Source organism: Rhodococcus gordoniae (assembly GCF_001646655.1).
Classification (GTDB): Bacteria; Actinomycetota; Actinomycetes; order Mycobacteriales; family Mycobacteriaceae; genus Rhodococcus; species Rhodococcus gordoniae.
Genome location: NZ_LPZN01000090.1, coordinates 1 through 5,348, shown reverse-complemented (window position 1 = coordinate 5,348; position 5,348 = coordinate 1). Strand labels below are relative to the sequence as shown.

6 protein-coding genes and 1 pseudogene are annotated in these 5,348 nt (G+C 68.5%); 1 reads left to right on the top strand and 6 read right to left on the bottom strand.

All coding sequences use genetic code 11. From position 1 onward, the window contains the following. Together A8G18_RS21960 and A8G18_RS21955 are read right to left on the bottom strand one after the other, a co-directional pair. Positions 1-863, bottom strand: an 863-nt coding sequence (locus A8G18_RS21960; RefSeq protein WP_245208009.1) for a S8 family serine peptidase, incomplete at its 3' end; no start/stop codon positions are given. A gap of 202 nt (positions 864-1,065) precedes the next feature. Then, the gene (locus A8G18_RS21955) at positions 1,066-1,749 is read right to left on the bottom strand and encodes a winged helix-turn-helix transcriptional regulator (RefSeq protein WP_115311570.1); all 684 of its coding nucleotides are present in this window, start codon (positions 1,747-1,749) and stop codon (positions 1,066-1,068) included. A 108-nt stretch (positions 1,750-1,857) separates the two neighbouring features. Between A8G18_RS21955 and A8G18_RS21950 the strand changes: the two genes are divergently transcribed. After that, entirely contained in the window at positions 1,858-2,781 is a 924-nt protein-coding gene (locus A8G18_RS21950; protein WP_084422047.1) for an alpha/beta fold hydrolase, read from the top strand. A gap of 18 nt (positions 2,782-2,799) precedes the next feature. On the opposite strand, the gene A8G18_RS21945 is transcribed toward A8G18_RS21950, so the two are convergent. The 4 genes and pseudogenes from A8G18_RS21945 to A8G18_RS23540 form a co-directional block, all read right to left on the bottom strand. Beyond that, a complete protein-coding gene (locus A8G18_RS21945; protein WP_064065545.1) occupies positions 2,800-3,063 on the bottom strand; it encodes a WhiB family transcriptional regulator in 264 nt (87 codons plus the stop codon). Beyond that, complete coding sequence (locus A8G18_RS21940) at positions 3,060-3,683, bottom strand: LutC/YkgG family protein (protein ID WP_064065544.1); 624 nt, start codon at positions 3,681-3,683, stop codon at positions 3,060-3,062. Before A8G18_RS21940 ends, A8G18_RS21945 begins: the two co-directional genes overlap by 4 nt. Beyond that, on the bottom strand, positions 3,680-5,182 hold the full coding sequence (locus A8G18_RS21935; protein WP_016934054.1) for a LutB/LldF family L-lactate oxidation iron-sulfur protein: 1,503 nt from the start codon (positions 5,180-5,182) through the stop codon (positions 3,680-3,682). Before A8G18_RS21935 ends, A8G18_RS21940 begins: the two co-directional genes overlap by 4 nt. Then, positions 5,179-5,348: pseudogene (locus A8G18_RS23540) on the bottom strand ((Fe-S)-binding protein); the annotation flags it as partial. The gene A8G18_RS21935 and the pseudogene A8G18_RS23540, both read right to left, overlap by 4 nt.

Below are 5,348 nucleotides of genomic sequence, written 5' to 3'. Positions count from 1 at the left end.
CGACGAATCCGGGATCCGCCGGCCGACGCGCGTTGTTCCCTCGCGGCCGGGATGATCAGCGTCCCGGCCGCCAACGCCCGCTGCCCGACGGCCTCGTAGGCCGTCACCGGCCGAGGTACGTCGGCGCCCAGCGACATCGAGATGACCTGGCACCGATTGGCCAATGCCCATTCGATCCCGGCAAGGATGGTGGAGTCGGATCCGCTGCCCTGATTGCTCAGTACCTTGCCGACGAAGATCGCGGCCCGTGGTGCGACGCCGTAGCCGCGCGCGGTCGGTAGATTCCTCGGTCCGCAGGATGTGCCGACGCAGTGGGTGCCGTGCCCGTTCCCGTCCTGGACGGCCTGACCTGCGATGAACGACTTACTGGTGATCGTCCGACCTGCGAAGTCGGGATGGTTGAGATCGAATCCGGTGTCGAGCACTGCTACCCGGACAGCGGACCCGTCGAACTGTGACGTCAGTGCCCGGGTGGCCTGCAGACCCCAGGTGTGCCTGCGACCGTCCGCCAGATGTGTCTCCAGGGCGAGTGGTGCCGCCAGCGTACGGACGACGTGTTCGGGTTCCACGGCCACGATCGCCGGATCCTGACGTGCGACGTCCTCGAGCGATTCGACCTGCGACCCGTCGACGGCGGCGACAGCCACCCCGAGCCGATCGAATAGGGTCGCATCGGTGGATTCGAGTTCGTCTGCGGGTACCGCTTCCGGCCCCGTCTCGTCGCTGGACGCGATCGAGTTCACGCCGCTGATCGCCTCGAGTGCGGCCACGCGTTCCTCGTGAGTGCTGTCCTCGGTGAAAGTGATGATCTGCCGGCCCGTGGTTTCGGCTTCGACGGGGCCGTCGGCATCGTCCGTCATCATGATGTGTTCCTCTGATCCGAAGAGTGATACGAGATGCGGGAGGACCCCGCGGGATCAGTATGGGAACCGGCCGATACCGGCGCCTGCGTAGACGACTACCCCATTTCGACCGTGCTGGTCGCGTCACTGGCGCGTAGCCGTTCTCGATTTCGGTGTTCCCGACCGCGCTGAGCGATGTCGGGAACACCGAAATCGCATCCGGTCACCGCGTGTGCGACCGCTCCGGGACCGGCCGGAACCAGTCCCCCACACGCGACACCAGCGCGGGATCTCCTGCAGCCGTGACGGATCCGTCCCGGACAGCGCGCGACCAATCGCCCCGACCGCGAGCCAGTGCCAGCAGTGCCGGGATCGACGACTCGAGATACACGTAGCGAGCCGGGTCCAGCAGCGGATCGGTGAGGCATCCGTACGGTTGCGCGCCGCGCTGCACGACCAGCCAGTACCTGCGGTCGCACCGATGGTGGAGCCGGAACTCGAGCACGACCGGCCGGGCCGGACAGTGCGCGCGCTCCACCCGTCGCGCCAACCAGCCGAGCACAACGTCCGGGTCGCGTTCGACCATCGCCGGATCGTCCGGCAACCATGTCTCCGCCCAGGTGCGCAGCGCGCCGAGCGGTGCCATCAACCCGAGGCCGACGTCGGTCAGACGGTAGGCCGGGTGCGGATCTTCGCAACGGGACACCACCCCGAGCATCTCCAGCCGGCGCAGTCGGTCGGCGAGCACCGAACGCGAGATCCGGCCGGGCAGGCCGGTGGCGAGGTCGTTGAAGCCCTGCGGCCCGAGGATTCCCAACTGCCGTACGACGAGCAGACTCCACCGGTCACCGAGGTGTTCGATGGCCTTGGTGAAGGAGCAGTACCCGGCGGATCCACTCGCGTCCACCCCCCGAGTGTCCCACCGCCCGGCGGCCGGGTGCGGTTCGAAGTTCGAACTGGTCACGTCCCACTCGACGACGGATCGTGAAGACGAGGACGAGATCCGGAGGTCACGATGAACATCCAGACGCGCGTACCGGGTCACCCGACTCGCGTGCAGAACGGATACGATCGGATGGTTCGGGACGCCGGTGGTCGGAGCCGATTCGTCCCGACACGGACGGGCCGGGCACACGTCGTCGAGCACGGTGACGGGCTACCGGTCGTCCATCTGCACGGCAACAACACCTCGTCGTTGTCGCACCTGATGCTGCTCGAGCACACGACGGCGGTGCACTCGTTCCTGGTGGATCGGCCGGGTTTCGGTCTCAGCGATCCGTCGGACTTCCGCCGCACCGGGCTCCGGCGGCATGCGGTCGGATTCGTCGACGACGTGCTCGACGGGCTCGGGCTCGAGTCGGCGGTTCTCGTCGGCGCGTCGGGCGGAGGGATCTGGTCGATCTGGTACGCCCTCGATCGTCCGGAGCGGGTGCGGGGCGCGGTCACGCTCGGGTCCGTCCCGCTGCTGCCCGGTGCTCGGATTCCCGTCGATGTCCGGGTCATGGCGACCCCCGTTCTCGGGCAACTGCTCGGCCGCATCGTGAAACCGGGTCGACGGATGCTGCTGCACCTGCTGTCCTCGGTGGGCGAAGGCGAGACCATCCGGCGGTACCCCGAGCTGCTCGACTCGCTCGTCGACGCGGCGCACGATCCCGTCGCGAGGGCAGCGAACGTTGCGGAGTTGCAGGCGATCCTGTCACCGTTCGGCACCCGGCGCGCCGCCAGGATCTGTCCGGATGTGCTGCGGCAGCTACACGTTCCCACGCTGATGATCTGGGGTGACCACGATCCCGTGGTCCCGGTCGAGGACGCCCGGGCCGTCGCGGCACTCGTACCGCACGCGCATCTGGAAGTGCTGGTCGCGGGACACGTGCCTCAGCTCGGCCATCCCGCACGGGTGGCGGCGCTGATCGAGGAGTTCGCCCACTCGATTCCGTGAGCAGCCCGCGGGACGCGATCAGTGCTTCAGGTGTTGCAGCCGTTCGTGTTCCGACAGTCCACCCCACACTCCGTGCGGTTCGCCGCGGAGTATCGCGTGGGTGCGGCACTCGGCCAGCACCGGGCAGTTCGCGCAGATGCGTTTCGCGACGACCTCGCGCCGCCTGCGGATGCTCGGTGGCTCGCCGTCCGGGGCGAAGAAGAAGTACTCGTCGGAGGTCCGGCAGTTGGCATGCTGCTGCCATCCGAGACGTGGCCGGACACGCTCGGTCAGCAGGGTCATCCGATCATCACCACCTCCAAGGTGCGGGGGCCGTGCACGCCCTCGACGCGTTCGAGTTCGATGTCCGACGTCGCGGACGGCCCACTGATCATCGTGATCGGCCGCTCCGGGACGAGCCGGGCCAGCGCTTCGGGCACTCCCACCTCGACATCGCTCATCGCCACCACGCACACGTGCAGGTCGGGGACCAGTGTCAGCGCGCGTCGCCCCTGGTCGAGGCTGCCGTCGAGGAAGATCGTGCCCGTCTCCGCGCAGGTCACGGCCGAGCCGGTGACGACCCCGTCGAGATCACCGAGGTCGGCTGCGGGCCTGTCGGTGGAGTCGACCACCACCTCGCCACCGAACTCCGCCAGCCACGACCGATCCAGGCCCTCCGGGACCCCGACGCGGCGCACCCCGCGATCCGTGAGGATCTTCGCCAGCACGACGGGCAGATCCTCCGGCGTGCTCTCGTGCACGTGAGCCTTGTAGTCGACCAGCCGATCGACCAGCAGCTCACGGCGCTCGGCGTCCGGCAGGGTGCGTCCGAGACGGTAGTCGCGCGGTACCTCGACCGGTGTCGGCGGTGCGAGGGTCTGCGCCGAACGGATCCGGCCGAGAATCGCGTCGCGGCTGCTCATCGCTGCTGTCCTTCCTCGCGTGCCTTCGCGAGCGCGGCACGGCCTTCATCGGATGCCCACCATTGCCGGAAGGTCTGTTTCGGCGGGGCCGGCATGTCACGGGCGTCGGTCCAACCGGCGAGCGGACCGGGCAGACTGGTGATCTTCCCCTTCTTGCCGGCGAGGACGCGGCCGAGTCCGGCGGCCTTCTGCGCGGCCGTCCAGCGCTGCGAGGACGACATGGCCAGCGAGGCGGCCTTCATCGCCGCAGCCTCGGGCCCGAAGCGGGCGTGTTCGACCTTCTGGTGGCGCAGTTCCACCAGCAACGAGGGGATGTCGATCTTGACGGGGCAGGCGTCGTAGCAGGCACCGCACAGGCTCGATGCGAACGGCAGGCTGGCGTTGGGGTCGTCGGGTCGGTCCATCCCGGCCAACTGCGGGCTGAGGACGGCGCCGATCGGGCCCGGGTAGGTCGAGCCGTAGGCGTGGCCCCCGGTGCGCTCGTAGACCGGGCACACGTTCAGGCATGCCGAGCACCGGATACAGTGCAGCGCTTCACGTCCGATCTCGTCGGCGAGCGCGGCGGTGCGGCCGTTGTCGAGCAGCACGAGATGGAACTCCTGCGGGCCGTCGCCGGGGGTGACACCGGTCCACATCGACGTGTAGGGATTCATGCGCTCCCCCGTCGACGAGCGCGGCAGCAGCTGCAGGAACACCTCGAGGTCACGGAAGGTGGGCAAGAGTTTCTCGATGCCCATGACGGTGATGAGTGTCTGCGGCAGCGTCAGGCACATGCGGCCGTTGCCCTCGGATTCGACGACGGCGAGGGTGCCGGTCTCGGCGATGCCGAAGTTCGCGCCCGACACCGCGACCGGCACGGTCATGAACTTGTGACGCAGGAACTTTCGTGCCGCGGCTGCGAGATGACGGGGGTTGTCGTCGAGGTCGGGGTCGACGTCCGGCATCTCACGCAGGAAGATCTCGCGGATCTCGGCGCGGTTGCGGTGGATGGCGGGCACCAGGATGTGCGAGGGCTTGTCGTGGCCGAGTTGGACGATGAGCTCGGCGAGGTCGGTCTCGTAGGCCGCGATCCCCCGTTCTTCGAGATGCTCGTTGAGCCCGATCTCCTGGGTGGCCATCGATTTGACCTTGATGACCTCGTCGGATCCTGTCTTCCGGATCAGCTCGGTGACGATGGCGTTGGCCTCGGCGGCGCCGGCAGCCCAGTGCACCACGCCACCACGCGCGGTCACCGCCTCCTCGAGCTGGGTGAGCAGCTCCGGGAGGCGGTTGAGCACGTCGGTCTTGATGGCGGCGCCGGCGTCGCGCAGTTGTTCCCAGTCGGGCAGTTCCCCGGTGACGTTCAGTCGCTTGGCACGGATGGTGTGGGTGGCCTTGCCGATGTTGCGCCGCAACTGCGGGTTCGCGAGTTCCTGGTGCGCTGCGTCGGGAAACTTTCTGATGCCGCGCAGATTTCCGGATCCACGCGGCGGGACGGTGGGCATACCGAGTGCGGTCACGCGGGCACTCCCTTGGGGGCGACGGCCGGTTCCACGGAGGCGAGGATCTCGGCGAGGTGGATGGTGCGGGTACCGGTGCGCAGGCGCGTGAGACCACCGCCGATGTGCATCAGGCACGACGAGTCGCCGGCGCTGCAGTATTCGGCGCCGGTGGCGGCGACATTGC